The organism is Leifsonia sp. A12D58, from assembly GCF_047530025.1.
In the GTDB taxonomy this organism is placed as follows: Bacteria; Actinomycetota; Actinomycetes; order Actinomycetales; family Microbacteriaceae; genus Cryobacterium.
The window spans coordinates 217898-243955 of record NZ_JBLJAT010000001.1; the positions used below are offsets into that span (position 1 = coordinate 217898).

Genomic DNA, 26058 nt, shown 5'->3' on the forward strand with positions numbered 1-26058 from the left:
CGTGAGCGGCGCGAATCACATTCCCGATGACGTCCCTGTGCTCGACCGCACCGAGGTCGTCGGTCGTTACCTGGTCGAGGACCGAAGCATTCCACACCTCAGGGTGAACTTCATCACTAGCCTCGACGGTGCGGCGACCCACGATGGTCTGAGCGGTGGTCTGAACAACGCTGACGACAAGGTCGTCTTCGACACGCTGCGGATGCTCGCAGACGCGATCATTGTCGGCGCGGGGACAGTGCGCGCCGAAGGATATGGGGGAGTGGAGCTCGACGAGGATGCCGTGACCTGGCGTCTCGCACACGGGTTGGAGTCACAGCCGCCCGTCATCATCGTCTCGTCGCGGCTTGATATCGAGCCGTCGCATCCATTCTTTGCCAGGGCAGTGACACGGCCCGTCGTTGTGACCCATGCCGCTTCGCCTGCTGGGCAACGTGAGGCGCTCGCCGAGGTTGCCGACGTCCTGATCTGCGGAGCCGGCGCGGTCGACCCCGCTGTGATGATCGAGGTGCTCGCCGCCCGCGGCTACACGCAGCTGCTCTGCGAAGGAGGGCCGCACCTGTTTGGCACGCTGATCGAAGCCGATTGCGTCGATGAACTGTGCCTGAGCGTCAGTCCCGTCATCGAGGGTGGGTCGGCTGGACGCATCGCCCGCGGTGGAGCCCAGGCGAGCAGATCAATGAAACTGCTGCAGGCGTTCCCGGCCAGGGACATGGTGTTCCTGCGCTACGCCCGCAAGCGTTAGCTACGCAGCGACGGCCGCGAGGTTGCCGGCATCCAGAATCGTATAGCTGTAGCCCTGTTCGGCCAGGAAACGCTGCCGGTTCTGAGCGAAGTCCTGATCGACGGTGTCGCGCGCCACGAGCGTGTAGAAGTTCGCCGACAGCCCTGACTCCTTGGGGCGCAGCAGGCGTCCGAGACGCTGAGCCTCTTCCTGGCGTGAACCGTAGGAGCCCGAGACCTGGATGGCCACGGTGGCCTCCGGCAGATCGACCGAGAAGTTTGCAACCTTCGAGACCACCAACACGTTCACTTCGCCGACCCTGAACGCCTGGTAGAGGCGTTCGCGTTCGTCGATGGGCGTCGCGCCGGTGAGCTTGGGTGCGCCGAGGGCATCCGCCAGTTCGTCGATCTGGTCGAGGTACTGGGCGATGACGAGGATGCGCTCGCCGTCGTGCCTGGCCACCAGCTGCTTGACGACATCGAGCTTGGCGGGTGCGGTGGCAGCCATCCGGTAACGCTCGTCGTCAGCGGCCGCTGCATAGCTCAGGCGCTCAGACTGTGGCAGGTCGATGCGCACCTCGAAGCAGGCAGCGGGGGAGATGAAGCCCTGAGCCTCGATCTCCTTCCACGGTGCATCGAAGCGCTTGGGGCCGATCAGGCTGAACACGTCGCCCTCGCGGCCATCCTCGCGCACCAGCGTCGCGGTGAGGCCGAGCCGACGCCTGGCCTGCAGCTCGGCCGTCAGCTTGAAGACGGGAGCGGGAAGCAGGTGCACCTCGTCGTAGACCACGAGGCCCCAGTCCATGGCATCGAGCAACGCGAGGTGGGCGTACTCGCCCTTCCGCTTCGCCGTGAGGATCTGGTACGTGGCGATGGTGACCGGCTTCACTTCCTTCAGTTGGCCGGAGTACTCGCCGATCTCATCCGCGGTCAGGGTGGTGCGCTTCAGCAGCTCATCACGCCACTGCCTGGCCGAGACGGTGTTGGTCACCAGGATGAGGGTGTTGGTCTTTGCTGTCGCCATCGCGCCTGCACCGACCAGGGTCTTGCCTGCGCCACAGGGGAGCACGACGACGCCGGAGCCACCCTCGAAGAAGTTGGACACAGCCTTGTTTTGGTAGTCGCGCAGACTCCAGCCGTCTTCGACGAGATCGATGGGATGCGGCGTGCCAGGGGTGTAACCGGCGAGGTCTTCGGCGGGCCAGCCGAGTTTGACGAGCTCCTGCTTGAGCTGGCCGCGGGCCCACGGCTCAATAAGGTACGAGTCAGGCGTGGGATGCCCGATCAGAAGTGGCGAGATCCGTTTCGCGTGCGAGATCTCCCGCAGCACGGCTTCGTCGTTGCTGCGCAGGATCAGCGCGCCTTCGTCGTCGCGCTCGATGACGAGTCGACCGTAGCGACCGACTGTGTCGGTGATGTCCACCGATACTGTCTGCGGAATTGCAAACTTCGAATACTTCTCGAGTGTGGCGAGCATGTCGGATGCGTCGTGGCCTGCGGCCCGCGCATTCCAGAGCCCCAGCCGCGTAATCCGATAGGTGTGAATATGTTCTGGTGCACGCTCAAGCTCGGCGAATACCGCCAAATCGTGGCGGGCATCCTCGGCGAGAGGGTGTGCAACCTCGAGCAATACCGTGCGATCGCTCTGGACGATCAGTGGTCCGTCAGACATAACCGCCAATCCTACGCCCGCTTCGTGCATATCCCATGCAGGCGGTGCCATCGGCTGTCACACGATGACGGGCGAGACCGGATGCAGTTTCGGCCCCGCCCGTTCGTATCGATCGGTTACAGTTCAGCGTGCCGACGGCGCGTGCGCTGCACCAGGCGGAGTGCAATACCCGCGGCCAGCAAAAGCGTGATGAGCATCGGCATCGCTTCGAGCCGCACGCCGGTTGCGGCGAGTTCAGCGGAGCTGGTTGTGATTCCGGATGCCGTCGTGTCGCTCGGACCTGCCGGAGTCGGGACGGCCGCTGGCAGGTCGATACCGAGCAGGCAATGCTTCAGCTGGTTCACGTCGTAGTAGTGCGAGCCAGCAGTAATCGGCTGGCACGACGAGTTGAACGGTATTTCCTTCTCGTTGTAGAGCATTCGCAGGATCGTTTGCCCTGCAGCATTGCTGTAGACATCCCACTGCACATTGGCCGCCATCGGCGTCACACTCTCGCCCCGCCAGGCGTTGCTCGCGTAGGTGTATGGCGCGGCAGTCGTGACCTGCTGTTCAGAACCGGGCAGCTGAATGAGCGCGGCGAACGGCACGATCGTCTCTGCGTGGGCGAAGCGGAAGGTTGCGGCGACGTTCGAGCCGGCCAGGCGGGCGTCGATGCCGTCGAAGAATTCCAGGAGAAGCGGGGTGGCCATCGCGTACGTGATCTCGCTGCCCTCGAATGCCGGACCCTTTGAATAGAAGTCTTCAGTGTCAAGCAGGTAGGCGAACCATTCAGCATCCGCCGGCTCGATGTACTGGTCGAAGTGCCAGTCGCCTTCCTCGACGAGGTCAGGCGCGATGATGTACAGGTTGTACAGCATCATCGCGGCGTCGACCTCGTTATCGATCGTCGTCTTTCCCTTGGGGTCGGCGAAGTGATAGACGCCAGCGGCCAGGCGGTCGACGAAGTCAGTGGTGTAGATGCGTTCAAGGACGTGGCGCGAGACCTCGGCGCTGTGTGGCTGGTTCCAGATATCTGAAACGGTGTCGGCGACCAGATCGCTCTCCTCGTAGTCCATATAGTCCTGGTTGACGTCCTGATCGTGGAAGTGCAGAGTCGCCGGGCTTTCACGCATGGTGGCCGGGAGTATGGCGGCCAGGGCCGGATTGGCAGCACGCAGACCCACGGCGAAGTTCTCACCGGATTCGGTCGCGCGAGGCTCGCCGGAGCTTTCGAGGTCGATCACGTCTCCGTTGGCTGCCAGTCGGGCGAAGAAGTCAGGCATGCGTGCCACGGTTCGTGCACCGATCTCCTGGTGCTGCGTGGCTCCGAGTCCGCTGAGGTTGCCGTAACCGAGCTTGTCGTTGGCAGCGGTCAACGCCGCAGTCTCGGGGCCAAGGGTCGCGCCGAGCGCAGTGAGCGCATTCTCTGACTTGGCCTGCTGCCAGAGCTGCTGGGTGAGGGAGTCATATTTGAAGCTTGACAGTGCCCGTGCTCCGTGGCGGGCAAGCGACTCCGTGTAGATCTGGCTGAAGCCGGCTGGAACACTCTGGTAGTCCGCCGGCGTTCCCTGCGGAACGTACGGAGTCTTGCTTGCGTAGAAGTTTTGCTGCGTGGCCTGAGTGCCCGGGGAGTTCTGCGCGGCTGCATCGTCGGCGTATGCCGCCGGTGCCACGGCACAGGGGAGCACGAGCGCGGCGCAGAGAGCCGCCGATACAGAGAGCACGTGACGCGGCTGGATCTTCCGGAGGCGCATTCAGTTCCTAACAATCGAGTGTGAGTCCGCTGAACGCGAACTGCTCGAAAGTAGGGGCGGAAGACGACCGGGAGGTGTCCGAATCGTTAACGGATGCTGGACGGCAGGTGGAGCGGTCGGCTACGGGGCAGGGGTGATGCGCACGATGCTCGAAATCGGCAGCGTACGTTCGATGTCAGCCCTGCGGTCCCTGGCGCGGAACCGGCCGCCGCCGACGCTTGCCGGTTCGAGCAGGTAGTCGACGACGTCTCCGCCTGGCATCGAAATGCTCACCGTGACAGCCTGCTTCGACTTGATCGCGGCATCCAGTTGTCTGGCCAGCCACGCGCTCGGTGCGGCGCTCTCGCCCGCATCGCTGGCTCGCAATGTCTCGACGAGGGCAGCTGCGGGATCGGCCACCGGGGTCTCGACGACGCGCGCAAGCTTGTGGCGTCTGAGGTGAACGATTTCGCCATCGGCGTTCTCGGCAGCAACCGGATACTTGGCATCGTTGAGCGCCCAGAAGACAACCTCCGGGGCGAACCTGCTGGTGAGGCGATCCTCGCCGGCGCGAACCAGGCCGAGGTGCGACAGTGTCTGATCCACGGTTATGGTGCCGAGGATCGCAGGGTCATCCGAGCGCACGATTGTCTGAACCAAAGGCGTCGGCTCTTCGGCCGGACGGATGCGGACACGACCGAATCGTGCGGCAGCCTCAACGATGAGGTATTCGAGCGGCTGCGGAATCCCGGTGAGCGAGATGCCCTTCAAAAACTCGAGCAGCGAGCTGGCGCTCTCGCCTGCGGCCAGCGCACGAGTGACCGAAGCGTGTGAAATCCGGTAGCTGGAGGCCAGTTCCCTGCTCTCGACGTCGGCGAGGGCGCGAAGGCGCGCGTCAATCGATGGGGCAAGGGGGCCGGGGGAGACGATCGACAGGTCGTGCTGCAGATAGACCTGGCCGACCTCGGCCGGAAGGGACTCGTGCATTGTGGCGATGGCTGTGTCTACGTCGCCGGCGAGGATCGCGGCACCCGCGCTGCTCACCGACTGGTTGGCGGTAATGCCGATGAGTTCGGCATCACGAGCGAACTCGGTGACACGTTCGTCCATCCAGGCACCGCCGGCCGGGTGCAGCCAGGCGACAAAACTCGCCAGGCCGTCGCCCCAGGCAAGTCCAGGACGCTGGGAGAGGATGTCGCGCACATCCTGCGGAAGCGCGGAGTACCACGACTGGGCAAGAACGGCCCACCGTGCGGTGGTTCCTTCGAGCAGCCACGACTCGCCGGTTTCGGTCTCCATCCAGTGCCCGGCATCTTTAGAGATGAGTGAGGCGCGCACAGCGATGGCGAACAGAGCAGGTACAGCGTCGGGCTCGACGGACATGGCGGCGGCAAGACGCTTGGTGTCAGGCAGGCCGATGCCGCCGCGACTGAGCTCGCGGGCCGGCTCAGTTGCCAGTTCGTTGATCAGTTCGGCGATTGACGACACGACGCTGAAGGCGCGCTCGGCGGCACGGCGGTCGGTTAGCTCGGCTTCGGCGTCTGAGACTTCAACCGTGGCCGCCGGAATCGGTGCCGATGCGAGCTCTGCCGTGCTTGGCAGGCCCAGTTCAGGCCAGCGTGCCAGCTGGGCGGCGACGGAGTCGTAGGTCCGCACCCGACCATCGTCGACGACGAGCAACAGCAGGGATTCGAGAAGGGTGACCCGTGCTGCAGTGTTCTCGACGGTGACAGCGGCTGCGCCGAGTTCGACCAGATGATCGGCAAGTTCCTCTAGTGTCGGGGCAGCGTCGGCTGCGAGTAGTTCTGCAGCGACGGCAAGTGTCGCCAGTGTCGGACGGTCAAGGTGCGAGAGCGCACGTTGCACCGAATCCGGGGCGAGGAGCGCTTCGGCGAGGTCGAAGAAATCGCGGATGCCGGCGGGCGAGATCTCGCGGGCGGTGAGTGCATGGCGCAACGCTGCGTCATCCATCGATCGAAGGCGCGTAGCGAGCGTAAGCATGCTAACTACTGTCGGTTCCGACGGGCTTCGCTACCGCGCCGAACTGCGTTCGTGACCATCAGCACGATGATGAGGACAAAACCGATCGGCAGGCCGAAGAGTGGAAGCATGATCACGAACGGCCAGATCCCCTGGCTGAAGCCGTCGTTGGCTCCCGCTCCGGTAGACGTGCCGATGATCACGGCGATGAACGCGATGATTGAAATGCCGACCACGCCCGCAACCATGTAAGCCAGTATGCGTTCGAGCCGATTGGCGGACTGCGGAGTTTGAGTGGTCACTCTTCTAGGATACGGGGCGAGAGCCGTACCAAACGAATAAGCTAGCTCTGAAGACGTGCATTTCAGCGCGCCCGAATACAGCGAGGTTCACATGCCCACCGGCAAGGTTAAGTTCTACGACGAGGAGAAGGGCTTTGGCTTCATCAGCTCCGATGACGGCCAGGAGGTCTTTCTGCACGCTTCAGCGCTTCCCGCTGGAGTGAGCGTGAAGGCTGGTACAAAGCTTGAGTTCGGAATTGCAGACGGCAAGCGCGGAGCACAGGCACTCTCTGTGCGCGTGCTGGAGACGCCGCCGAGCCTGGCGAAGATTAACCGTAAACCAGCGGATGACATGGCGATCATCGTCGAAGACCTGGTGAAGGTACTCGACGGGATCGGCACCAACCTGCGCCGTGGCCGCTACCCCGAAAGCTCGCACAGCAAGAAGATCGCCGCCATGCTTCGCAAGGTGGCAGAGGAACTCGATGCCTGATCCAGAATCACAGACCAACGCCGCGTTCTCACACACCGACTTCGCGGACACCATCGAGCCAGCGGGCGGCGAGACCGAGACCGAGACTGAGACCGAGACTGAGGTCAATGTCGAGGTCGACTCTGCACCCGCAGCCGAGGTTGCGCCCGACGTCGAGGTTGAACCAGCGACACCGATTGATGCAGACGGCGTTCTTCTCGCCGCGGTAGATCTGGCCCGTGCGGAGCTGTTGAAGATCACTCCGGCAGAAACCATCGGCGAGCCGATCGGTCACATCGTCGAAGACAAGCACGTGTTGTCGCTTCTCTTTGACTGCACGATGACGGGATACCCGGGATGGCACTGGACGGTGAGCCTGTCGCGTATCGACGACAGTTCAGCACCGTCGGTGCTCGAGACCGAGTTGATGCCGGGTAACGATGCGTTGCTCGCTCCCGACTGGGTGCCGTGGTCCGAGCGTCTTGCCGACTATCGCACTGCTCAGGATCAGGCTGCAGCGTCGGCCCTGGAAGCGGATGGCGACGAGCTCGACGAGCTCGATGAGCTTGATGACGAACATGGCGATGGTCTCGACGAAGACGAACTCGATGACGACGAAATCGAGGCGCTTGACGAGCTCGAGGACGAAGAAGAGTACGGCGACGATGACGACGGTGTCGATGCTCTCGACGGAATCGACTTCGACAGCGCCCTATCGGCGTCGGAACTGCACCCAGGCGAGTCCGATGATGCCGAGGACGACACCGATGAGCGCGCACCAGAGCCACCAGCCGAGGCCGTTGGCGCTCAGGGCACCGTAGAAGACAAGTAGCACGACCACAGCGATCAGCCAGGCGACCGTTCCCGCAAGAATTGCCATGCGCGCATCAGCGCGTGCAGGCAGCGGGTCCGGTCGCCTTTCGCTGTCTTTCAGCCAGAGGCGCATAGGCCGGCTCAGTTGCCCATGTTCGCAATGACGAATTCGATCGCAGACACCAGCTTGCGGACATCCGCAGGCTCGATTGCGGTGAACGTCGCGATGCGCAACTGGTTGCGGCCGAGTTTGCGGTACGGCTCGGTGTCCACGATGCCATTGGCGCGCAGTACCTTCGCGACTGCTGCTGCATCGATGCTCTCGTCGAAGTCAATCGTCACGACGACCTGCGAACGGTGGTCAGGGTTGGACACGAACGGCGTCGCATAATCGACGCTCTCTGCCCAGTCGTAGAGAATCGACGATGATTCGCGGGTGCGTGCTGAGGCCCACTCGAGTCCGCCATTGCCGTTGATCCACGACAGCTGGCTTTCAAGCAGCAACAGAGTCGACAGCGCAGGGGTGTTGAGAGTCTGCTTGAGCCGTGAATTGTCGATGGCGTTCTTCAAGCTGAGGAACTCGGGGATGTAACGGTCGCTTGCTGCGATGCGCTCGACACGCTCGATTGCGGTGGGAGAGAACATGGCGAGCCAGAGGCCGCCGTCCGATGCGAGGTTCTTCTGCGGGGCGAAGTAGTAGACATCCGACTGGCTGGCGTCGAAATCGATGCCGGCAGCTGAGCTGGTTGCGTCGATGACGGTCAGGGCGCCGTCGTCACCGTGTACGCGGGTGACGGGAGCCATCACTCCGGTTGACGTCTCGTTCTGCGGCCAGGCGTATACGTCGACGCCCTCGGTGGCGACGAACTCGCTGCGCGAGCCTGCCGGTGAGGTGATGACATCCGGTGCGTCAAGGAACGGGGCCGCTGCGGCTCCGGCGAATTTCTGGCCGAACTCACCGAACACAAGATTCTGGCTGCGGCGTTCGATCAGGGAGAAGGCTGCGGCATCCCAGAACGCGGTGGATCCACCGTTACCCAGAACGATTTCGTAACCCTCAGGTGCGCTGAAGAGGTCGGCCAGGCCCGTCTGGACACGTCCGACGAGATCCTTGACCGGTGCCTGGCGGTGGGAGGTTCCCAGGATGCTTGCACCGAAACCGGTGAGGTGGTCGAGCTGCTCACGGCGGATTTTGGACGGGCCGCAACCAAAACGTCCGTCAGCGGGCAAGAGTTCAGAGGGGATAGTCAGATCCGGCATAAGGGAGATTCTAGTTGCCACGAGTGCGACCGGTAAGGTTGATGACGCGCCAACTAGCGGGACGCGATAAGCGCGAGTGAGAGGCCGGCATGACGGATCTGATCGACACCACTGAAATGTACCTCCGGACGATTCTCGACCTGGAGGAAGAGAACATTGTTCCCCTTCGTGCGCGAATTTCCGAACGTTTGAGTCACTCCGGACCCACGGTTTCACAGACCGTTGCGCGCATGGAGAGAGACGGCCTTGTCGTCGTCTCTGGCGATCGCCACCTTGAGTTGACCGACAAAGGTCGCAGCAAGGCAGTGCACGTTATGCGTAAGCACCGCCTCGCCGAGCGTTTGCTCAGCGACGTCATCGGACTCGAATGGGAATTCGTGCACGATGAGGCATGCCGCTGGGAACATGTCATGAGTGAGCAGGTCGAGCGCAAGATCATCGAGATGCTCGGACACCCCACCGAATCGCCGTATGGCAACCCGATTCCAGGACTTGAAGAGCTGGGATTGCCCGCGGCTTCCCCCTTTATGCAGGGTGTGACGAGTCTTGTCGACGTCGTTGCTGGAGCAGGTGCCGACGGAACCGTCAGCGCTGTTATTCGTCGTCTGGGCGAACCCGTGCAGTTCGATCCTGAACTGTTGGCTCAACTCAAGCAGTCGGGAGTGATGCCAGGGAACGCCGGTGTGTTCTCGGTATCCGCCGGTTCGTATGTACTGGTGCAGGTCGAAGGTTTCGGCGAAGGAATCGAGCTGCCCAACGAGGTAGCCAGCCACATTTTCGTGACAACGCCAGTGCTTGAAACTGTCTAATTCGTTACAGATTCGTTAGCGAAATCGGCCTCGAAGATGACAAACAGGTCTCGCTCCCGTAGCCTCTAACCTGTCCCACCGATCAGAAGCCGGTCGAAGGACCCGAACCAAGACGTCTCCCTAGCCCGTCTCTTGGTGAGGTAAGCACACGCGATTAGCGCAATTGGACGGGGCAACTACCTAGTGTTGTTGAGGCGCCGGAGGTTGAAACTTTGGCTGAATTAGGTACGAGAAGATCTGTCGTGAGATCCGATTCACGACGCAACACAATTGAAAAGCCAGAGACAGGTGTCGCGGCGCGACCGACCGGTCAGAAGGCAGCCCCCAAGCGCTCGTTCCGACGGAGCGCTGCAGGCAACGTGGTCGTCATGGCCCTTGCCGGTGGTTTGATCGCCACCATGGCACTCCCGGCATACGCATTCGCTCCGGGCTCGAACGACACACAGTTCGGTGCCACCGAAGCGACACAGGAAACCAAAGCCAGCGCTCAGAAGGTGACAGTTGACGCGTCGGCGGCATCAGTCTCGATCGCTCGCGACGGCTTCACCGCAACAACGTCCGAGGAGCTTGCCGCTTCGAAGGCAGCCAGTGAGGCCGCGGCTCGCGTAGCTGTCGTCGCTGCAGAGATGGCCACGTATGCCTCGGCGTACTCTGGACCGTCAGTCTCTGAATACCTGGCGAGCCCGGCATACCCGAACTTCTCGCTCTCATCCGTGTACAGCGTTGCTTCGCAGTATCAGGGCGTGCCCTATGTCTACGGTGGAGCGACTCCGGCCGGCTTCGACTGCTCGGGCTTCGTCATGTACGTTTACGCGCAGTTCGGCATTAGTCTTCCGCACTCGTCGACTGGACAAGGCGCGGCCGGCACCCGGATCGCGCTTGCCGATGCTCAGCCAGGTGACCTGGTCATCATGGATGGCCACGACGGCTTTTACGCTGGAAACGGCAACATCCTGCACGCACCGTACGAAGGTGCATCAGTGCGGGTGCAGCCGATCTGGACCAGCGACTACTACATCGTTCGACTCGGTATCTAGGCAACCTGCTGCTGGTCTTCATGGTCCACCTCCGCGTGAACCCAGCCTGAACGTCTGCTAACACTCGCCACTTTCGGCGCGCCTCCACTTCGCGGCGCGCCGAAAGTGAGTTAACCTGTTGCCCTGATGTTTTGCGGATTCTGGAAAGAGCCACTGCGCGAACACCGTACGATCCACTCCATGGGTTCGTGCGGTAGCTCTGCGTGTGGGCACAGCAGTCAAACATGTCGGAGCCATCGCGAGTCTTCTCGTCTGTCCTCCTGGGCGTTGTCATTGTGACAGCGCCCTTTTTTGTTTGCTGTTCGCTTTCTCGCCGCATTCGCAGCGAGTAGTTCGAATGGCTGGAAGCCGTCCAGCCTTCTTCGAAAGGGAGCACATGCGCACACTGATCCTGAACGCCAGCTACGAGCCCTTGGTTGTTGTGCCCACTCGACGGGCCGTTCTGCTGCTCTTGAGCGGGAAAGCCTCGACGGTCGCTGCATCCGGCCTGAAGCTGCACAGTCGCTCACTGACGGTGGACGCGCCAAGTGTGGTGCTGCTCAATCAATTCATTCGCGTGCCGCGGCGGACGATGACACTCTCGCGGAAGGCGGCGTTAGACCGCTACGGTCATGTCTGTGCGTATTGCAACAAGTATGGCGACACCCTCGACCATGTGATTCCGCGCGCTCGCGGCGGGACTCACAGCTGGGAAAACGTTCTGGTCGCCTGCTTCAGATGCAACAACCTCAAGGCAGACTCGCTCTTGAGTGAGCTCGGGTGGAAGCTCCCCTTCGAATTGAAGGCCCCTGAGGCCAGCGCAGCCGCACTCATCACGATGCGCTGGGACGTCCCCGATTGGGAGGAATACACCCGCCCCTGGCAGTATCAACGGATGCAACTGGCGGGCTGACCGAGGATCCCGCTACTGCCGCGCCATAGCGATGCGCATCCGCTCCTCCGGGTCGATGAGATGGTCATGATCGTCGTCGCCGAGGCCTATCTGTACCCACTGAATTTTGCCGGTGAACCGGCTCGTCTGCGGTGTGTAGTCGGGGCTAACAGCTGTCCAGACTCGTGGCCGATGTCGGTCGTCTCGTCGGCCGAGAACACCATCGGCTGGGTGAGTTCGTGGGGCGATGATCGTGCGGTGGTGACAAGCCCGAGCGGTTCCCGTATTGTTAGGGCGTCCCCCCGACAGCCGCACCTCGTACTCCTGAGGATCACACGTGATCGAACCTGGTACGTCAGGTTCTCCCGAGAACCTCGACGCATTGCCCTCACGGCGCACCCTTCGTGCCCAGCGGGCCGCAGCAGAGGAGGCGACGGGTACGACAGTCGTACCGCACGTGATGACGGATCATGCTGCTGTCGTGTCGGGTCGTCGTGCGATTCGTTCGGCACCCACTGCACCAACTGCACCCGTGACGCCCGCCAGCCGCTCCTCGCGTTCCAAGCGAAAGAACCCGATCACCACGGCGTTCACGCTGATCGCCATCCCCGCACTCTTTTTAACGACGGCACTGCCGGCGTATGCGTTTACCCCGAACTCCGGGGGTTCAGTCGAGACCAGCGCCGAACGTGCACGCACCACCGCAGGGGCACAGAAGATCACCGTTGCAGCAGCGGCGGCGAACGTGAGCTTCTCGCGTGACAGCTTCACCGCGACCACCCAGGAAGAGCTCACCGAACGCACCCTCACTGCCCAGCGAGCGGCTGCCATCGAGGCGGCGCGGGCATCCGCTGCTGAGTTCGCCGTGCGCGGCGTGCGTGCAGAGGGCGATGACTACCCGTGGCCGTATGAACTTGTTGACTCAGCGGGCGGCGGATTGTCGCCGCTCGGCTACTACTACCGTGAGTGCGTCGACTTCGTCGCCTGGCGACTCAACCGCGATGCCGGTGCATCAAACGGTAGCTGGCGCTGGACCTGGAACAGCCTCACCCCCGGTGGTGGAAACGCATACAGCTGGGCGGATGCCTGGGCCGGCCACGGCTGGGCGACGAGCAATACTCCGGTCGTCGGTGCCGTCGCCTGGTTCAACTACAACCACGTCGCATACGTACAGTCTGTCGGCGCCGATGGCTCGGTCGTGCTCGAAGAGTACAACTGGATGGGCAGCCACGCGTATCACACGCGGACAGTGGCGCCGAGTGACGTCGCGCTCTACCTGTATCCACCGGCCTAGCGGCTACTGCAGCGACGACGTCAGCCGGGCCAGGCTGTCCCCGACCTTTTCGATGAGCGGTCGCTGCAGCCACTCCTCGAGCTCGAGACGCGTACTGTTGGCGCGGTAGCCGTCCTGGATCGTTCGCATCCGTTCGGCGAACTCTTCGCCGTGGATCAATACAGACACTTCCATGTTGAGGCTGAACGAGCGGATGTCCATGTTGCTGGAGCCGACGATCGAGACGCGGTCGTCGATGGTGAAGTGCTTGGCGTGCAGCACCGTGGGCGGGCGGTAGAGATAGATCTTGACCCCGGCACGCAGCAGGGCCTCGTAGTAGGAGCGCTGGGCGTGATAGACGAGTACCTGGTCGCCGATCTCCGAGACGAACAGCTCGACATCCACTCCGCGTGAGGCGGCAGTGATGATGGCCAGGAGCGTCGATTCCTCCGGCACGAAGTAGGGGCTCGTGATGCTGATGCGCGAGAGCGCGTTGTGGATAAGCATCGTGTAGAGCTTGAGATTGTTGTCATTCTCGAAGCTTGGCCCGCTGGGCAGGATCTGGGCGTCGAGCAGGGCCGGGTCGGGGGAGAGCACGACAGGGGTGGTGTCGAGCGGGAGGAGTTCATCGGTATCGCTGAACCAGTCGGTGACGAATACCGCGTTCAGCTCACGCACGACCGGACCATCCAGCCGGATCATCAGCTCATGCCAGTGCAGGCCTCGCTCGATGTTCTTCTTCTTGTGGTACTGCGCGTCGATGAGGTTCTGCGAGCCGGTGAAACCGACGCCACCGTCGATGACAACGAGCTTGCGGTGATTGCGCAGGTCGGGACGTTGCCACTGACCCTTCAACGGTCGAAGCGGCAGCATCGCTTGGAACTCAATACCGTTCTCGCGCAGGAAAGCTTCGGTCTCCTTGCGTTTGGGGTACATCAGGCTGGCGACGTGATCGGCCAGGACCCGCACGCGAACGCCGCGAGCCGCTGCGCGGGCGAGGGCGTCGAAAAACCCGGTGGTGCTCGCATCCCGAACCAAAATGAAGAACTCTACGTGTACGAAGCTGGTCGCCAGGTCGATCTCGCCGGCCATGGCCTCGAATGAACCCTGGTATGCATCACTGAGGTCGACGCGGTTGCCACCGACCATGGGCAGGGCGCCAAGGTTGAGGTTGAGCTGGGCCGCCGAGTGCAGCCAGGTCGGCCACTCGTCGCCGTGGCTCAGCTGATCGAGGCCGTCGGTGCGCTGCAGGATGCTCTGGCTCACCTCACGCTGCTTCTCACGGCGGGCACGGGGAAGACGACTGAAACCGACCAGGAAGAAGGCGATCGCGCCGAGGAACGGGATGAAGATGATGGTCAGCAGCCAGGCGATGGCCGTCGACGGGCGTCGGTTGGCCGAGATGATGACGATGGCAACCGTGCCGAGAATGAGGTGGAGGACGACCAGGAGCAGGGCGGAGACATCGAAGTCTGACAACGGGTTCACGCGGGATCAGCTCGCTGCCTGCTTGGGAACGACAACCTTCTTGATGATCAGCAGTATCGAGGCGACTGTCGGGCAGGCGATGAGGGCGCCGAGCAAGCCGAGCAGGGTTCCGCCGATGAGCGCTCCGATGAGTACGAGGGAACCGGGGATGCTGATGGCCTTGCCCACGACGCGCGGGGTCAGCACGTAGGCCTCGATCTGCATATAGACGAGCATCGAGATCAGCACGACGAGAGCCGTTCCTGGCGAGGTGAACAGAGAAACTGTCGTGATGATCGCTGTGCTGATCACGCTTCCGACCAGCGGAATGAGGGTGATCGGCAGAGCCAATGCCGCGAGAATGGCGGCGTAGCGAACGCCGACAACTGTGAGCAAGATAAAGGTGAATGCCGAGTTGATCACCGCGAGGATGAACATTCCGCCGAGGTATTTGCCGACTGAGTCGGCGATCTCTTCGGCGATGTCGACGAAGCCCTGACGCTTGCTCATCGGGACCAGTTCGTAGAAGCTCTGCTTGATGGTTTCAAGCGAGGCGACAAAGTAGAGCGTGAGAACGACGACGAAGATCACGCCGAACGTGGCGTTGATGATGCTGCCGGTCACGTGCAGGGCGCCACCACCGACGGCCAGCCAGACGTTCGGGTCTGCGGCGGCACGCTCAAGCCAGCCGAATAGCTGCAGTGGGTATCCGCCGAGTGCGCGATTGAGGTCGATGAACCACAGCTGCTCCTGAACGTTGTCGAAGTTGGAGGGCAGACGCGACACGAGGTCGGCAGCCTGCTCGCTGATGATCGGAACGACCAGGCTCACCAGCAGGCCGATGATGGCGACGAAGCTGCCGAGCACGATGAGCACCGCGCCGGTGCGGGAAATGCGCTTCGACTCGAGCCTCCGCACCAGCGGGGAGAGGCCGAGGCTGACAAATCCGGCGAAGAAGATGAGGGTGAGCGCCGAGCTGAGCGAGGCGATGGCCGAGCCAAGCAACAGCGCGAGCAACACGCCGAGCGTCGTGATGAAGCCGAATGTGAACGGACCACTCCTCAGGAGGGTCGCCGTGCTCAACCGACGGGGCGTCGGGACATCGAGCGTGTCTGTGCTGAGGGCGTCCATGCGTTGCGTCTCCTCGTTCGAAAGTGCGCGTTCGTATCAGGCGAGGCACGCGCAGCGGCGCCGGAACCCAGGAGGGAGCGGTACAGGCGTCGCGATCTTATCCGCTTTCAACATCCGCTTGAGAGTTGGCGCGCTGAGGGCGCCACGGAGTTGCGAGCCGGCCAGAATCAGCCGTGGCCAGCGGATGTTGCTGGTCGCGCCGTTTCGGTCAGGCGCGTGGCACCGGGTAAGCTCGTTGGGTCAGCCTCTGTAGCTCAATGGAAGAGCAGTTCCGTCCTAAGGAAAGGGTTGGGGGTTCGAGTCCCTCCAGGGGCACCATGGTCGATACGATCTGGTGGGCGACACCGATCGGGCTCACGTACTTTTCTAACTGTCTGCTGTCACCCAAGGTGATTCAGCAGGCTGGTTCTGGCACACGGTGCACAACCGGCTCACCCACTCGCTCAAGGTCTCGGCCGTCGCCCGATCGACTACATCGCGTCCTTCACCGACGCGCAGGCCATATCGGTTGCGGCGCTCATCAGCAACACCTCTGACAACCTGTTGGAGTCAGGACCGCAGCCTCTGAGCGCCGCATCCATGCAGCGATCGCGGCTACACCTACGCGCGGACGGTTCGCCCACCATCGACGGAAATGACCTGGCCAGTGACGTAGCCGGCGTCATCCGACAACAGGTACGCTCCGGCTGCGGCAATATCCTCTGGGCGCCCGACCCTGGACTTAACGAACGTCGATTCGATGGTCGGGCCCTCCATCGCCGCACGGACCTCGGCGGGGAAGCGGTCGTGAACAATCACGCCGGGAGCAATGGAGTTTGCTCGGATGCCGTCGATGCCGTAGCGGGATGCCACGTGGCGCATGAGTGCGTGTCCGCCAGACTTCGCCATGGCGTACGCAACGCGGACGGGCTCGGCTACGTAAGCGGATCCTGAGCTCGTGTAGACGATGGATCCGCCACCACGTTCGATCATGGGCGGCAGCGCTGCGCGCGTGCAGAGGACGTAACCGCGCAGGTTGACCCGGAGGCTGTCGTCGATCTCGTCCATCGTCATGTCGAGAAGGCCGTGTGTGGGATCGCCCCCCACTTTCGCAAAGTTGACGTGAAGGCCGTCAAGACCACCGAATGTCGACACGGCGAGTGCCACAGCGTCACCGACCGATGCTTCGTCGGCACCGTCAAGACGAGTAGCGACGATGGAGCCGCCTGCCGCGCTGATGGCGGCGGCCACGGATTCGACCCCGTCGATGTCGATGTCCCCGAGCACAACGTTCGCGCCCTCCGCCGCGTATCGCTCAGCCAGGCCAGCACCGATGCCGCCGGAGCCCGCAATCAGGATCGTTTTACCGTCAAGTCTCTTCATATGTCCGACCTCAGTCATCGCCGTTGATTTACGGGACAATTTGTCCCGTAAATCATCAGGCTATCGAGCGGGGGAGACGGGTTGCAAATTCCAGCTCAGGGGAACCGGTCTGGTCAACGGCAGATCTGCACCGGAGCCGTGCCCGCGGCAGCGCCGTGCAATATCAGATCGACCAGACTGTCAGACATGTCACTGCCTGGCCCGTGAATGTTGGTGATGCGGTGAAAAACCGCGCCAAGCAACGTGTCGACCATGGTGTCCAGATCGATGTCCGGTCTCAGCTCGCCGGCCGCGACGGCACGTGCGAGGCGTTGCTCAAGCTGGTCACGAAGCGGAGTAACCAGGAGATCGCGTTGTCGGATGGCGACCTCTTCATTCGCCGCGGCGGCTGCCGTGAGTGCCCTGCGAAGCGGGTCGACGCCCGGGGCGGTCAGCGAGGTCGACAGTGCGCTCAGGGTGGATTTGAGGTCTGTGCCGATGTCGGACGCATCAACCACTGAAGCCATAACGAAGGAAATGTTTCCCTCGACAATGCCCTCTGCCACGATGTCGCCTTTGGTTCGCCACCATCGGTACGCCGTCTGCTTTGACACGCCAGCGCGAACGGCGATCTGCTCAATGCTCAGCGCATCCCAGCCGATTTCGACGAGTAGGTCACGCGCGGCATTTAAGATTGCGACGCGATTCACTTCGCTGCGGGGGCGCCCCCGCGGAGTTTTCTCCATGTTCGAAGGTTAGCTCGGCCGTCGATGCTGTGTCTCCGCCCGAACGGGTCGTCCCCGAGAACCGAATCTCGGCGACGACCCGTGCACGTGCTGATACTCAAGTCCGGTTCATCGGAACTGCGTCATTTTCATAACCAGGTACTGGTCATTCTGATCCCTGGCTCTGCGGGCCTCTAGCTCCTCGGTGTTGAACTGCATGGCGCTGCGCCTCACGTCATCGGAGGCAGCGCGTTCGCGCCACGTTGCCCTGATGGGGCGGCGGCCCCACCGGATAAGCCCGATACCGAAATGCATCGCGGCACGATCCAGCAGCCCAACGCGGCGCACGGATGAGCGCGCCTCTGTGGCGGTAGCCGGTTCGGGCGGGTGGTCCTGGCGCCCGATTGTTGGCGCCATATGAGTTTTCATGATGGTTGAATCCTTCGTGTTCGCAACCCGGGGGCGCGCGAAAGAGCGTGCGGGGTCGCCGAATAATGGGTGGCCGCTCAAGGCGGCGAAAGTGGCTGCGCGCGAGTGCGCGCGCCACGCGCGGGGTGAGTGACCTAATGCAGGCGACTGCACAACGGTGCAGATGCTGCCTGGTCGAGCTTCGAGAGCGTCACCACCGTCTGGACCGGTGGGCTATCTACTGGTCGATCAGGCGGTGAAGACGCCGACGAAGCCGGCGGTGGTACGGGATGCGAATGCATTCATGTGGTTAATCACGCTGGGCTCCTTTCGTCGATGGCGTAAGCCTCACCCTAGGGGCAGTTCTGTGTTGAGCGCAACAACTTTCTGTGTATTGAAGAAGGCCCGGCTCAGATTTCTCTGAAGCCGGGCCTGTTGTCCTGCGGAGTGAAGTTAGCTTCCTGCGCCCACTTCGCTAGCCGCTGACTTGACCGCGTCGTCGATTTCGGACTTCTTGACATCCTTCAGCTGCTTGGCGATGTGCTTCTCGGCCTTCAGCTCTGCCTTGTCGATCGCTTCTTCAAGGTTGCTGGCGCCGGCGACGAGCAGCGCTGCCTCGCCTGCGTCAATGAGATCGCCGAGCTCCTTGACTTCGGAGCGGGACATGCCACGCCAGAGGTGGCCGCTTGCTGCGCCGATTGCGCCACCGACGATCGCGGTCCCGATGATGGCTGGCGGGAAAAGAAGTCCAACCACCGCGCCAGCGACGGCTCCGCCCCAGCCGCCGTGCCGAGTAGCCATCTCGTCCTTGTTGACGTGCACCTTGCCGTCTGAATCCTTAGTAATCACTGCCGCGTCGTAGGTGCCGACGACACCAGAAGAATGCATCTCCTTCACAATGTCGTAGTCAGCACGGGCTGCGCTTTCGCTCGGGTAGGTGCCGATGTAGAGAAACATTCCGTCGTCGTCAGCCATGGTGGTCTCCAATTCGTAGTGAAAATTCGCTAGTCAAGCGCGTTTTCTTCATAGAATCACGATGCGAGCAAAGCGTCACCCCCTTCACCCCAGACCGACAGGTTCAGGTGTTACCTGGCGATTTTCTTCGCAGCCGTTCTCGTGGCCTTCATCGCCCGTTTCTTGGTCTGGGCCCTGGCCTTCTTTACTGCAGGGTCGTTCCAAAATCTCTTCGCTGTGCGGCGGATCTGGCGGTAGCGGGGTCTGCCGGCTTTCGCGCCGGCGGTGTATGCGGAGGCGGCAATGGCGATAACCACGACCCATGCGATTGGCTTCGGCATAATGCTCCTTCTGTTTTTTGAATCTTTGTTTCATCGCAGTCTGGCGCTAGCGCCTACTGCAGGCGAGTCGTCGTGGTGACCCTGGCTCGCAATCCACCGCTGATCTGAACAAGCGCGGGGATCTCGCGGCCGAGGAGTTCGTCGAGGGCACGTAGTTTTGATTCCACGATCAGTGCTGCGTCCCTCGGCGATACTCCGCGCCGACAGGTGACCGCCACTTTCAGCACGGGAGTGCGGCGCACTTTATACATTGAGACGTGCGACGTGACGAATTCGGGGCGCTTGGCAAGCGCATCCTGGATGGCATTCTGCGGGACTGCCGCGTCGATGATGGTTGTGCCGTGTTCACTGGTGGATTCAGTCAGCGCAGTCCCGGTATGGCCACGGCCTTGGCGGGCGATGAAGACGATGAGCAGGACTATCGCGATGACAAGAAGTACGAGAATCGCCGGCATGATCCAACTCACTCCGGTGCTGCCGAGCGCTGTCTGTTGCAGCCAGGTCGACATCTGAGCGTTGATCTCGTCGATTGAGTCCTTCCAACCGTCACGGATGGAGGGCACGAGCGCGCCCGCGACGGCCACTGCGCCGACAACAAGCAGAAGCAGGCCGCACACGAAGATCAGGAGACGGTTGGCACCCCGGTTGGTGTTATTCATGCGCCGACCCTTCCTCGTTCTGCGAGACGGACCCGGGGGCGAACCGGCGGACGCAGCCCATATGAGTCGAGCTGCTCCGTGACGGCGTCGGTGACGTCATCCCGGCTCACGGGAATTCCCGAGGTCGGAGTAAGACGCACGTCAGCCTGACGGTGAGAGACCGAGACTGTTGTGTTGTCAGGGTCGACGTTGCCTGCGTATGACGAGTGCCGAGCAAGAGCGGATGCGATCACTTCGTTGTCGACGACGGTCGCTGCCCGTTCGGTGTCGAGCACGTGCCGTGCCCTGCGTCCCGGAATCAACGCGGCGATGATGAGGATCAGCCCGATCAGCGCAACGACGATCCCAACCGTCGACACGATCGCAACGGGTGCGTCAACGAGCCCGACGGCGTGTGTGAACATATCGGCGGGGGCCACCAGCAGTGCAGGCAGCCCGAGGAGGGCGATTACGATCTCAGTCCCGATCCAGGCGAAAACCACAATGAGGATCACAGCGAGAATGATCGCGAGCAGCGAGCGTGGCGAGTGGGTCTCCCTGCGGATGATCCGCGCGTAGAGAGATTTTCGGTTGGCACTCATGTCACTCGTTCCTCCGGCTGAATGTTCACGCCGCTGATCCGCACGGTGACCCGGCCGATTGTCGAACCGGTGAGGTTGCTCACGCGATCCCGAATCGTTTCCTGCGCCCTGCTGGTGCGATCAACGATCGAACCCCCTGCACGCTTCACCGCTGTGGGATCTGACTGCACTCGGTCGAGGGATACGACCCGGATGGGAGTGGTGACAGTGACGGCGAGTGCGCCGCTGTGGTCGGTAAGATCGACGCCGACATGATTGGCGTCGACTCCGAGAGCCTCAGCAGTGACAGCTGAGACAACACTTTTCAGAGCTTTGGACGTGATGCGAGTTCGACCCCGCTGTGCCGCGTCGGCCACGGGTGGCGCAATGGTCGCGGCAATGGTCATGAGGAGGAGCGCTTTCCTCGGAACGCGTCAACGAGGGTAGCGACGTTGAGCTTGCCATCGATGAGTCGACCGATCAGAGCGCCAACGGCCATGGCCACGGCGACGAAGAGGCACGGCCAGAAGCCGAACGCGATCCAGGTGAGGGAGAGGACCGCCCCAATCAGGATGCCGGTGCGAGTAGCGGTCGCGGTCATTGGACTCGTGCCTCGCTGTCGTCTTCCTTGTCGTCAGAGGGCAGGTGCACATCGTTAACGGTCACATTGACCTCGGCAACCTCCATGCCCACGATCGACTCGATCGCGCGGATCACGGCGGAGCGGACGCCGTCGGCCACGTCCTGCAGGGGAGCGGGATATTCAGCGACGATGGTGACATCGACGGCGACCTGAGTCTCGCCGACCTCGACGCTGATGCCCTGTGCCTGGTCGACACCGCTCACGACCTCTTTGATCGCACCGAGTGCGCGGGCCGCTCCGCCACCGAGGGCGTAGACACCACGGGATTCGCGGGCAGCGATGCCAGCAACCTTCGCCACGACGCCGTCGTTGATCGTGGTCTTGCCAAGCGAGTTCTGCGCGTGGGTGGGCACTCCTGCGCTTACGGTCGCTGGAGTGGGGATGTTGTTCGCCATGATGATTCTCCTTGATCCTGTGCCCGGACCATCCGGGAAATAGGGGTCTTCATCTATAAGACGCAGCTCGCGGTCGATTCGTCACGCCCGAACTCACCTGATCTTTCAGCCCGCGAAGCGCTGGCGCACAGACGTACTGACCCCGTCCTGATCGGACGGGGTCAGTACGGGAGGGTCTAGTGCTTAAAGGAATCCTTGACGTTCTCGCCAGCCTTCTTCGCATCCGCGACGGCCTGATCGGCCTTGCCCTCTGCGACTTTGCTGTCATCACCCGTGACCTTGCCCGTTGCCTCTTTGGCCTTGCCTTTGAGGTCTTGGGCGGCATTCTTGATCTTGTCGTCTGCACTCATAGTTTCGTCCTTGTCTTGTCATCTCGTGCCACACCGCAGCCGCGGTGGTGGATGCCGCAAGATCACCGGCCCAACTGGCTCCGTGTATGCGACTCTTACTAGTGAGACGCATCTGAAACCCGGATCGTCACGAAACCGCACCGAAAAGCTTTCGGGAGGTGAAGTCCATGCCGTCGAGTGCTTTGAACGAGGCCAGCGATCGCATCCTCGCTGGTCGCGCAGGAGACGGAGATATCCGCGCCTTCGAAATCCTGATCCACCGATACAGCCCGCTCTTGCGCAGCTACGCACGACATCTGCTCGGCTCCTCCGACGAGTCCGATGACACCGTTCAGCAGACCTTCATCACCGCCTGGCAGCAGCTTCCAACGCTCGTAGACCCCGGCGCGGTCAAACCGTGGTTGATGCGCATCCTCAACCGCAAGTGTCTCGACCGAATCCGGGCACGCAAACTCACGGAGAACATCGACGACAATGAGATCCTGGCCGTCGACCCGACAGTCGACCCGGAACTCGTGGCGGAGGATCACGCGTTCAACAGTGCGCTGACGGCTGCTCTCCTGACGCTGCCCGAGAACCAACGACGGTGCTGGCTGATGAAAGAAATCGCGGAATACAGTTATGTCGATATCGCGAACGAACTCAATCTACCCGCATCAACAATCCGCGGCCTTCTTGCTCGGGCACGGATGACCCTGATCCGAGAAATGGGGCCTTGGCGATGACACCCGATCCCACTCCGCCGACGTCAACTGACGAAGACATCGTCGTCGGCGATCTCGCTGTCTCCGATCTTGACGGACATACGGTCGACGAACTCCTCGAATACTACGACGCGGGTTTCGCCCCTGCGGATCCCAGTATCGACAACTCCGCGGGTTGCCAGATCGCGCTCGCCGCGATTCGGCGCCTCCGCACTCTCACCGATGAATTCCTTGAAGACGAGTCGCGAACGCTGCCACCGTTGGATGGGAGCTGGATCACAGGGATCTTAAACCAGATCAGTGTCCAAGCTCAGGCCGGCCGTGATATCCCCCTCTACCAATTGGAGAGCGACAGCGGAGTGGTGGTCACCGAAGGGGCAGTGCGGGCGATCATCCGTTCTGCAGGAGACGACCTTCCCGGACTCCTCGTCGGCCGCATCCGCTTCACCGGTGACATCACGCGCCCGGGCGCGCCCGTCGGAGTCGATGTGGATGCCACAGCCATCTGGGGCCGGAATATCCCCGAATCAGCTGACGAGCTGAAGCATGCAATTGCCGCTGAACTGAACAAGCACACGCATCTGAACGTCACATCGATCAACGTGACAATTCACGACATTCAACAGACCACGAGCTGAGGAATCGGTATGTCTGACATCACACCGAGCGTGCTCGCCGACGAGATTGAGACGCTGATTCGCGCCACAGACGGTGTGACGGCCGTTTATCCCACCGCAGCGATTTCCGTCGTCATCGTCGGAGAGGTGCTGGCCAACACCGTCCTGCCCATCGCGGCACCCGCCCTCGTCAGCGTGGATGTCGGCAGCGACGGGACGACGGTCACAGCTCTCATCGGCGTCGCTAACGGAATTCCTGCCCACGAAACCGGGCGGCTTGTGCAGACCCGCATCATTGACTACCTCGGGCGCACTCGCGTACAGGCCGCCGACGTGACGGTCAGAGTGGGCATGATCGGCTCCTGAACGCCGGCACAGCCGCGATGGGCCATCGCCAGGTGAGATGGCGCCAGAAGCGCGACGCCATCGAGCGAATGCGCAATCGCCGGCTGAATGTCCGCGCGTGGCGGCTCGATTTAGGCAGCCTCGACTTCACGGAATTCCCGTTGAAGCTCAGCGGTCAGCGCAGTGGTTGGACTGCGCCCATCGTGCGCGCGCATCACGGCATCGAGAGCCTCGCGGTCGATCCAGTACCCTCTGCCCGCGTCACCCGGCAGATTGAAATTCCAACGCGCCTGATTCATCGAGGTTCTGGCGAGATACCGCCGCCGGTTTAGCGAGGCGTTCCTCCAGCCAGGCAGCCTGCTTTGGCCAGTGATGTGCCTGTCCGCCTTCGTGCTGATTGAACGGATACACCTCGATATCGGCCTGCTGTGCCCAGTGGTTGCGTGACGCGAAGACGGTTGACGGTGGGCAGACCGTGTCATGCAAACCGACGGAAAAGAGGGCAGGGGCGCTCGCGCGTTTGGCGAAATTGACGCCGTCGAAATACGACAGGGTCTGGAACGTTTGCTCAACCAGATCGCGGTGCACTGACAGATAGGTGACCACTTCCTGGTAGGGGAAGTCATCGGTCATACCGACAGCCCGCTCGAAGTGCTGCAGGAAGGGCACGTCAGGAAGCACTCCAATGAGCCCCTCGACGAGGCCGGCGGCCGCGATGGCGATTCCACCGCCCTGGCTTCCGCCAGAGAGCGTGATCCGGTCGGGGTCGAGGCGATCCAACGTGCGCGCTGCGTCGACGAGACGGACGGCATCCGTGTAGACCCTGCGGTAGTAGTAATCATCAGGGCGCTCGATGCCCCGTGTCATGAAGCCCGGCGCTGACGGCCCGGTACCGGCGGGATCTGGGGTGTCTCCGCCGGAGCCCCACACGCTGCCCTGACCGCGGGTGTCCATGAAGAGGTACGCGTATCCGGATGCCGCCCAGGCCAGGCGCTCATGTGGGAAGCCGCGCCCGCCGCCGTAACCGTTGTACTCGATGACGGTGGGGAGCCGACCTGCCACCCCAACGGGGAGGAGCAGCCATGCCTTGACCGGCTGGCCGCCAAATCCATTAAACGTGAGGTCGTACGCCTCGATCTGGGAGAGCGGGGACGAGACGCGTTCACACACTGGCTCAGCCGGAAAGGTGCGCGCTTCGGCGAGCGTGCGCTGCCAGAACTCGTCGAAGTCGTCTGGCTCAGCGACGTCGGGTCGGTAACGCTGCAGCTCGGGTAGCGAGAGATCGAAACGTGCCATGCGGTACCCATTCTGTTGGTGGATGAAACGAGCGTAGTGGCAATCGGTCGCGTCGTTGCCGCGGTGTGGGTATTCCAGATGTGGGTAGAAGGGAGCCCGCCAGACGATCCGTCCAGGGCAAACGCGCTCCTGGGCTTTGCGGCGATTGGCGCTGGCCTCTATGGCCTGGTGCCGTTCTTCATCGCACATCGACCAGAGCGGATGCCGGTGGCATTGTCCTGAGCGACGACATGCGTGATCCGATAGCCTGCAAGGCCCGGCATTCGGGCATCCGCTTCGATATCCACCCGCAAAGGACGCCCCATGACCGATTCTCCGCACCCGTACAGCGATGCCTATCTGGAGCTGAACAAGGCCAATTGGGATGAGCGGGCTCCGCTGCACCTGGCCTCGGCTGACTACGGGGTTCAGCGATTTGTGGACGACCAGAATTGGTTGTCTCACGTGGTGACATTCGATCGAGCGCGCCTGGGCGACCTGTCTGGCCTTCGCGCCGTGCATCTGCAGTGCCACATCGGCACAGACTCCATCTCGTTGGCGCGCTTGGGCGCAACGGTCATCGGGGTTGATCTCTCGTCTGTCTCCATCGCCGGTGCGACAGAGCTTGCACAGCGAGCCGGTACCGACGTGACGTTTGTTGAGGCCGACGTGTACTCCGCGGTTGAGGTGCTCGGCGGCGAGCGGTTCGATCTGGTCTACACCGGCATCGGGGCGCTGTGCTGGTTACCCGACATCGCGCGGTGGGCCACAACCGTGGCATCGCTCCTGGTGCCTGGCGGGCGCCTCTTCATTCGGGAAGGGCACCCGATGCTGTGGGCCATTGACGAGGATCAGCCCGGCGCCCTCGTGGTCGGTTACCCATACTTCGAGCAGGTCGACCCGATCATCTGGGACGACTCATCGACGTATGTCGAGACGGACACGCCTATTCAGGCCTCGGTCACCCATGAGTGGAACCACGGCCTTGGGGAGATCATCACGGCGTTGTTCGACGCAGGCCTCCAGCTCACCGCGCTGGTCGAGCACACCAGCGTTCCATGGGAAGCGCTGCCCGGTCGGATGGCACTGGATGCCTCTGGAGAATGGTCTCTCATTGACCACCCGGAACGCTTACCCCTGAGTTACACGCTCCAGGCAGTCAAGCGAGCGTAAGTCATCGCGGGCGTGACCCTTAGCGTCGGCATGGCTCAGTCCGCTAATGCTCGAACACAAAGACGAA

Annotated in this window: 30 protein-coding genes, 1 tRNA gene and 1 pseudogene; 13 read left to right on the top strand and 19 right to left on the bottom strand. The window is 62.3% G+C overall.

Annotation, left to right across the window (positions count from 1 at the left end; genetic code table 11):
* Window position 1 precedes the first annotated feature (1 nt).
* Complete coding sequence (locus ACMT3I_RS01075) at window positions 2-745, top strand: pyrimidine reductase family protein (RefSeq protein WP_414802593.1); 744 nt, start codon at window positions 2-4, stop codon at window positions 743-745.
* Here ACMT3I_RS01075 and ACMT3I_RS01080 read toward each other — a convergent pair whose 3' ends face one another.
* From ACMT3I_RS01080 to ACMT3I_RS01095, 4 genes are all read right to left on the bottom strand, one after another.
* Window positions 746-2395, bottom strand: a complete 1650-nt coding sequence (locus ACMT3I_RS01080) for a DNA repair helicase XPB (RefSeq protein ID WP_414802594.1) — start codon at window positions 2393-2395, stop codon at window positions 746-748. It abuts the gene before it with no gap.
* A gap of 116 nt (window positions 2396-2511) precedes the next feature.
* Window positions 2512-4128, bottom strand: coding sequence for a histidine-type phosphatase (locus ACMT3I_RS01085; protein ID WP_414802595.1), 1617 nt, complete (start codon window positions 4126-4128; stop codon window positions 2512-2514).
* Window positions 4129-4248: 120 nt separating this feature from the next.
* Window positions 4249-6108 carry a helicase-associated domain-containing protein gene (locus tag ACMT3I_RS01090; protein WP_414802596.1) on the bottom strand — a complete coding sequence of 620 codons (1860 nt, stop codon included), beginning with the start codon at window positions 6106-6108 and terminating at the stop codon, window positions 4249-4251.
* A gap of 5 nt (window positions 6109-6113) precedes the next feature.
* Window positions 6114-6389 (bottom strand): hypothetical protein, encoded by a 276-nt coding sequence (locus ACMT3I_RS01095; RefSeq protein WP_414802597.1) that lies wholly within the window; start codon window positions 6387-6389, stop codon window positions 6114-6116.
* Between the two features lie 91 nt (window positions 6390-6480).
* On the opposite strand from ACMT3I_RS01095, the gene ACMT3I_RS01100 reads away from it, so the two are divergent.
* Entirely contained in the window at window positions 6481-6861 is a 381-nt protein-coding gene (locus ACMT3I_RS01100) for a cold-shock protein (RefSeq protein WP_414802598.1), read from the top strand.
* Window positions 6854-7672, top strand: a complete 819-nt coding sequence (locus tag ACMT3I_RS01105; RefSeq protein WP_414802599.1) for a DUF3027 domain-containing protein — start codon at window positions 6854-6856, stop codon at window positions 7670-7672. The genes ACMT3I_RS01100 and ACMT3I_RS01105 overlap by 8 nt, the downstream gene beginning before the upstream one ends.
* On the opposite strand, the pseudogene ACMT3I_RS01110 reads toward ACMT3I_RS01105, so the two are convergent.
* Window positions 7619-7786: pseudogene (locus ACMT3I_RS01110) on the bottom strand (DUF2530 domain-containing protein); the annotation flags it as partial. The gene ACMT3I_RS01105 and the pseudogene ACMT3I_RS01110 sit on opposite strands and share 54 nt — an antisense overlap.
* An 8-nt stretch (window positions 7787-7794) precedes the next feature.
* Complete coding sequence (gene serC, locus ACMT3I_RS01115) at window positions 7795-8913, bottom strand: phosphoserine transaminase (protein ID WP_414802600.1); 1119 nt, start codon at window positions 8911-8913, stop codon at window positions 7795-7797.
* Between the two features lie 89 nt (window positions 8914-9002).
* Here serC and ACMT3I_RS01120 point away from each other — a divergent pair, with 89 nt between their 5' ends.
* The 4 genes from ACMT3I_RS01120 to ACMT3I_RS01135 all read left to right on the top strand — a co-directional run bounded on the left by ACMT3I_RS01120 (window position 9003) and on the right by ACMT3I_RS01135 (window position 12924).
* The gene (locus ACMT3I_RS01120) at window positions 9003-9722 is read left to right on the top strand and encodes a metal-dependent transcriptional regulator (protein ID WP_414802601.1); all 720 of its coding nucleotides are present in this window, start codon (window positions 9003-9005) and stop codon (window positions 9720-9722) included.
* A gap of 242 nt (window positions 9723-9964) precedes the next feature.
* Window positions 9965-10759 (top strand): C40 family peptidase, encoded by a 795-nt coding sequence (locus ACMT3I_RS01125; RefSeq protein ID WP_414802602.1) that lies wholly within the window; start codon window positions 9965-9967, stop codon window positions 10757-10759.
* 376 nt (window positions 10760-11135) lie between these two features.
* Window positions 11136-11651: an HNH endonuclease gene (locus ACMT3I_RS01130; protein WP_414802603.1), complete on the top strand. Its 516-nt coding sequence runs from the start codon at window positions 11136-11138 to the stop codon at window positions 11649-11651.
* Between the two features lie 316 nt (window positions 11652-11967).
* Window positions 11968-12924 carry a CHAP domain-containing protein gene (locus ACMT3I_RS01135; protein ID WP_414802604.1) on the top strand — a complete coding sequence of 319 codons (957 nt, stop codon included), beginning with the start codon at window positions 11968-11970 and terminating at the stop codon, window positions 12922-12924.
* Between the two features lie 3 nt (window positions 12925-12927).
* Here the strand turns inward: ACMT3I_RS01135 and cls are convergent, their stop codons facing one another.
* Window positions 12928-14391, bottom strand: coding sequence for a cardiolipin synthase (gene cls / locus ACMT3I_RS01140; protein ID WP_414802605.1), 1464 nt, complete (start codon window positions 14389-14391; stop codon window positions 12928-12930).
* Window positions 14392-14397: 6 nt separating this feature from the next.
* A complete protein-coding gene (locus ACMT3I_RS01145) occupies window positions 14398-15501 on the bottom strand; it encodes an AI-2E family transporter (protein ID WP_414802606.1) in 1104 nt (367 codons plus the stop codon).
* Window positions 15502-15744: 243 nt separating this feature from the next.
* Between ACMT3I_RS01145 and ACMT3I_RS01150 the strand changes: the two genes are divergently transcribed.
* Window positions 15745-15819, top strand: a tRNA-Arg gene (locus tag ACMT3I_RS01150).
* Window positions 15820-16101: 282 nt separating this feature from the next.
* Here the strand turns inward: ACMT3I_RS01150 and ACMT3I_RS01155 are convergent.
* From ACMT3I_RS01155 to ACMT3I_RS01200, 10 genes are all read right to left on the bottom strand, one after another.
* Window positions 16102-16863 carry an SDR family NAD(P)-dependent oxidoreductase gene (locus ACMT3I_RS01155; protein WP_414802607.1) on the bottom strand — a complete coding sequence of 254 codons (762 nt, stop codon included), beginning with the start codon at window positions 16861-16863 and terminating at the stop codon, window positions 16102-16104.
* A gap of 113 nt (window positions 16864-16976) precedes the next feature.
* Window positions 16977-17588 carry a TetR/AcrR family transcriptional regulator gene (locus ACMT3I_RS01160; RefSeq protein WP_414802608.1) on the bottom strand — a complete coding sequence of 204 codons (612 nt, stop codon included), beginning with the start codon at window positions 17586-17588 and terminating at the stop codon, window positions 16977-16979.
* An 840-nt stretch (window positions 17589-18428) separates the two neighbouring features.
* On the bottom strand, window positions 18429-18950 hold the full coding sequence (locus ACMT3I_RS01165) for a DUF1269 domain-containing protein (protein ID WP_414802609.1): 522 nt from the start codon (window positions 18948-18950) through the stop codon (window positions 18429-18431).
* 110 nt (window positions 18951-19060) lie between these two features.
* Window positions 19061-19270 carry a hypothetical protein gene (locus ACMT3I_RS01170; RefSeq protein ID WP_414802610.1) on the bottom strand — a complete coding sequence of 70 codons (210 nt, stop codon included), beginning with the start codon at window positions 19268-19270 and terminating at the stop codon, window positions 19061-19063.
* 53 nt (window positions 19271-19323) lie between these two features.
* On the bottom strand, window positions 19324-19929 hold the full coding sequence (locus ACMT3I_RS01175) for a hypothetical protein (RefSeq protein ID WP_414802611.1): 606 nt from the start codon (window positions 19927-19929) through the stop codon (window positions 19324-19326).
* On the bottom strand, window positions 19926-20510 hold the full coding sequence (locus ACMT3I_RS01180) for a DUF6286 domain-containing protein (RefSeq protein ID WP_414802612.1): 585 nt from the start codon (window positions 20508-20510) through the stop codon (window positions 19926-19928). The genes ACMT3I_RS01175 and ACMT3I_RS01180 overlap by 4 nt, the downstream gene beginning before the upstream one ends.
* Window positions 20507-20896, bottom strand: a complete 390-nt coding sequence (locus ACMT3I_RS01185; RefSeq protein ID WP_414802613.1) for a hypothetical protein — start codon at window positions 20894-20896, stop codon at window positions 20507-20509. Before ACMT3I_RS01185 ends, ACMT3I_RS01180 begins: the two co-directional genes overlap by 4 nt.
* Entirely contained in the window at window positions 20893-21090 is a 198-nt protein-coding gene (locus ACMT3I_RS01190; protein WP_414802614.1) for a DUF2273 domain-containing protein, read from the bottom strand. The genes ACMT3I_RS01185 and ACMT3I_RS01190 overlap by 4 nt, the downstream gene beginning before the upstream one ends.
* Window positions 21087-21527: an Asp23/Gls24 family envelope stress response protein gene (locus tag ACMT3I_RS01195; protein WP_414802615.1), complete on the bottom strand. Its 441-nt coding sequence runs from the start codon at window positions 21525-21527 to the stop codon at window positions 21087-21089. Before ACMT3I_RS01195 ends, ACMT3I_RS01190 begins: the two co-directional genes overlap by 4 nt.
* Window positions 21528-21703: 176 nt before the next feature.
* Window positions 21704-21877 carry a CsbD family protein gene (locus tag ACMT3I_RS01200; protein WP_414802616.1) on the bottom strand — a complete coding sequence of 58 codons (174 nt, stop codon included), beginning with the start codon at window positions 21875-21877 and terminating at the stop codon, window positions 21704-21706.
* A 167-nt stretch (window positions 21878-22044) separates the two neighbouring features.
* Between ACMT3I_RS01200 and ACMT3I_RS01205 the strand changes: the two genes are divergently transcribed.
* The 3 genes from ACMT3I_RS01205 to ACMT3I_RS01215 are packed head-to-tail and all read left to right on the top strand — an operon-like array spanning window position 22045 to window position 23564.
* Entirely contained in the window at window positions 22045-22602 is a 558-nt protein-coding gene (locus ACMT3I_RS01205; protein ID WP_414802617.1) for an RNA polymerase sigma factor, read from the top strand.
* A complete protein-coding gene (locus ACMT3I_RS01210; protein WP_414802618.1) occupies window positions 22599-23219 on the top strand; it encodes an Asp23/Gls24 family envelope stress response protein in 621 nt (206 codons plus the stop codon). Before ACMT3I_RS01205 ends, ACMT3I_RS01210 begins: the two co-directional genes overlap by 4 nt.
* A gap of 9 nt (window positions 23220-23228) precedes the next feature.
* Complete coding sequence (locus tag ACMT3I_RS01215) at window positions 23229-23564, top strand: hypothetical protein (protein WP_414802619.1); 336 nt, start codon at window positions 23229-23231, stop codon at window positions 23562-23564.
* 240 nt (window positions 23565-23804) lie between these two features.
* On the opposite strand, the gene ACMT3I_RS01220 is transcribed toward ACMT3I_RS01215, so the two are convergent.
* Window positions 23805-24839, bottom strand: a complete 1035-nt coding sequence (locus ACMT3I_RS01220; protein WP_414802620.1) for an acetylxylan esterase — start codon at window positions 24837-24839, stop codon at window positions 23805-23807.
* A 36-nt stretch (window positions 24840-24875) separates the two neighbouring features.
* Between ACMT3I_RS01220 and ACMT3I_RS01225 the strand changes: the two genes are divergently transcribed.
* Together ACMT3I_RS01225 and ACMT3I_RS01230 are read left to right on the top strand one after the other, a co-directional pair.
* The gene (locus ACMT3I_RS01225; RefSeq protein WP_414802621.1) at window positions 24876-25061 is read left to right on the top strand and encodes a hypothetical protein; all 186 of its coding nucleotides are present in this window, start codon (window positions 24876-24878) and stop codon (window positions 25059-25061) included.
* 81 nt (window positions 25062-25142) lie between these two features.
* On the top strand, window positions 25143-25991 hold the full coding sequence (locus ACMT3I_RS01230) for a class I SAM-dependent methyltransferase (RefSeq protein WP_414802622.1): 849 nt from the start codon (window positions 25143-25145) through the stop codon (window positions 25989-25991).
* Window positions 25992-26058: the final 67 nt, after the last annotated feature.